This is a genomic window from Rhodococcus sp. BS-15, from assembly GCF_000813105.1.
Classification (GTDB): Bacteria; Actinomycetota; Actinomycetes; order Mycobacteriales; family Mycobacteriaceae; genus Rhodococcoides.
Genome location: NZ_BAOX01000446.1, coordinates 1 through 2,736, shown reverse-complemented (window position 1 = coordinate 2,736; position 2,736 = coordinate 1). Strand labels below are relative to the sequence as shown.

Sequence of the window (2,736 nt, the reverse complement as noted above, 5' to 3'; positions counted from 1 at the left end):
ACGACGCGATCGGCCGGCTCGCCGTCCGCCTCGACGTCGATCGCCTGATCATCGTCGACACCGGCCGTCCCACTCGGGCGCTGCACCAGGGTGCGGTCATGGAGGGTTCGTGGGGCGAGGAATCGATGCTGGTGCCCGACCGGGAATCGGCGATCGACGTACTGCACGAGGAGGTGCGTCCAGGCGACATCGTGCTGGTGAAGGCCTCGCAGTCCGGGGCGATGTGGACCGTCGCAGACGCCCTGCTGGCCGATGCGTCGAACGGCACTCCGGAGGGTGAGCAGTGAGGCAGATCCTGTTCGCCGGAGGTATCGCACTCGCGGTCGCGATCCTGCTGACCCCGGTGCTGATCAAGACCTTCTCGAAACAGGGCTTCGGCCAGGAGATTCGAGTGGAGGGACCGGCGAGTCACCAGTCCAAGCGGGGCACACCGACAATGGGCGGCGTCGCAATTCTGGTCGGCATCTGGGCCGGCTACTGGGGCTCGCACCTGATCGGCATCGGCTACGACGCAGACGGTCCGTCGGCCTCGGCCCTGCTCGTTCTCGGCCTGACCACGGTGCTCGGTCTCGTCGGCTTTCTCGACGACTTCATCAAGATCCGCAAACAGCGCAACCTGGGACTGAACGCCACCGGCAAGTACGTCGGTCAGATAACGGCGGCCGTGCTCTTCGCGATCCTGGTGTTGCAGTTCCGCAGCGAGAGCGGGCTCACCCCGGGCAGCACCCAACTGTCGTACGTTCGTGACATCGCCACCTGGTCGATGTCCGCGGTGGTCTTCGTGTTCTTCATCTGCCTGCTCGTCATCGCGTGGTCCAACTCGGTCAACCTCACCGACGGACTCGACGGACTCGCTGCCGGGTCCATGACTCTGGTGCTCGGTGCCTACACCGTCATCACCTTCTGGCAGTACCGCCAGGCGTGCGCAGGCCCAGCCGGGCCTGCCCCCGGCTGCTACGACGTTCGAGACCCCCTCGACCTGGCCCTGGTCTGTGCGTCGGCCGCGGGCGCCTGCATCGGCTTCCTGTGGTGGAACGCCGCGCCGGCCAAGATCTTCATGGGTGACACCGGATCCCTGGCCCTCGGCGGTCTGATCGCAGGCCTGTCGGTGGTGACCAAGACCGAGCTGATCATGGTGGTCATCGGTGCGCTGTTCGTCGCCGAGGCCGCGTCGGTCGTGATCCAGGTCGCGGTGTTCCGATCCAGTCGCCGACGCGTCTTCCGCATGGCACCGTTCCATCATCACTTCGAGCTGGCCGGATGGGCCGAGACGACGGTGATCATCCGGTTCTGGTTGTTGGCCGCCATCTCGTCGGCCGTCGGACTCGCCCTGTTCTACAGCGAGTATCTCGCTGCTGTCGGCGGATAGGGCATGGATGAATCTGTGCACGACTCTCGGACCGATCTGATCTGGTTGCGTGGCAGTTCGGTGCTGGTGACCGGAGCCCGCATCTCGGGACTCGCTGTCGTGCAACCACTGCTGGATCTCGGTGCCGTCGTCACGGTAACCGACTCGAATCGCGCCGCGCTGGACGAGGCGTCGAACTCCGGTGCTGCGGTGGTGCTGCAGGACGACCTGCTCGCCGATCCCGCGGCGCTCGAAAAGTTCTCGCTCGTCGTCACCAGTCCCGGTTTCCGTCCCGACTCTCCGGTGTTGGCGGCCGCCACGAAACAGGGTATTCCGGTGTGGGGCGATGTCGAGTTGTCCTGGCACGTGGACCGGGCCGAGCTGTACGGACCCCGGACTCGCTGGCTGGTGGTCACCGGTACCAACGGAAAGACGACCACCACCTCGATGCTGGCGTCGATACTCGACGCGCCGGCATCGAATCGGTGGCCTGCGGCAACATCGGACTCCCCGTCGCCGACGCGTTGCGCGGTACCCCACATCCGAGTGTGCTCGCTGTGGAGTTGTCGTCGTTCCAGTTGTTCTGGGCTCCGTCGGTGCGTCCGGCAGCGGGGGTGGTGCTCAACATCGCCGAGGACCATCTCGATTGGCACGGCGGTATGGATGGTTACGTCCAGGCCAAGGCTCGTGCGTTGAGCGGCGATGTTGCGGTGGTCGGTCTCGACGACTCCAGGGCGGCCGGCTTGTCGGCCGGGTCTGTGGCGGCGACCGTCGTCGGTTTCCGGTTGGGTGAGCCGGCGTCGGGTGAGCTGGGAGTGCGGGCAGGGATGCTCGTCGACAACGCGTTCGGCGAGAACGTCGATTTACTCGCTGCGGACGACGTGGAGCCGAGCGGCCCGTCCGGTGTCCTCGATGCGCTCGCGGCAGGCGCGCTGGCTCGTTCGATCGGCGTGCAGGCAGGCGATGTTCGGGTGGGGCTGCAGACCTATCGGGTGGGACCGCATCGTGCGGCGGTGGTGCGCGAGCTCGGCGGGGTGACGTTCATCGATGATTCGAAGGCGACGAACCCGCACGCCGCTCGCTCCTCGATCTCGGCGCACGATCGCGTCGTGTGGATCGCGGGTGGGCTGTTGAAGGGTGCGCTGATCGACGATCTGGTGGTCGAGATCGCCGATCGGCTCGTGGCTGCGGTCGTCCTCGGACGCGATGGGATGCAGATCGCAGAGGCTTTAGCGCGACACGCGCCCGATGTTCCGGTCGTCAGGCTTCCTTCGGGAGACGATGCTGGTGTGACTCATGGTGCTGAAGATGCTGATGCGGTGATGCGGGCGGTCGCGGCCCATGCGGCCGAACTCGCCGCGCCGGGGGATACGGTCCTGCTGGCCCCA

1 protein-coding gene and 2 pseudogenes are annotated in these 2,736 nt (G+C 66.4%); all 3 read left to right on the top strand.

Annotated elements, in window-relative coordinates; genetic code table 11:
- Positions 1–287, top strand: a pseudogene (locus RHBS_RS26550) (UDP-N-acetylmuramoyl-tripeptide--D-alanyl-D-alanine ligase); the annotation flags it as partial.
- Positions 284–1,369 (top strand): phospho-N-acetylmuramoyl-pentapeptide-transferase, encoded by a 1,086-nt coding sequence (gene mraY / locus RHBS_RS26545; protein WP_121869617.1) that lies wholly within the window; start codon positions 284–286, stop codon positions 1,367–1,369. The pseudogene RHBS_RS26550 and the gene mraY, both read left to right, overlap by 4 nt.
- 3 nt (positions 1,370–1,372) lie before the next feature.
- A pseudogene (gene murD, locus RHBS_RS26540) lies at positions 1,373–2,736 on the top strand (UDP-N-acetylmuramoyl-L-alanine--D-glutamate ligase); the annotation flags it as partial.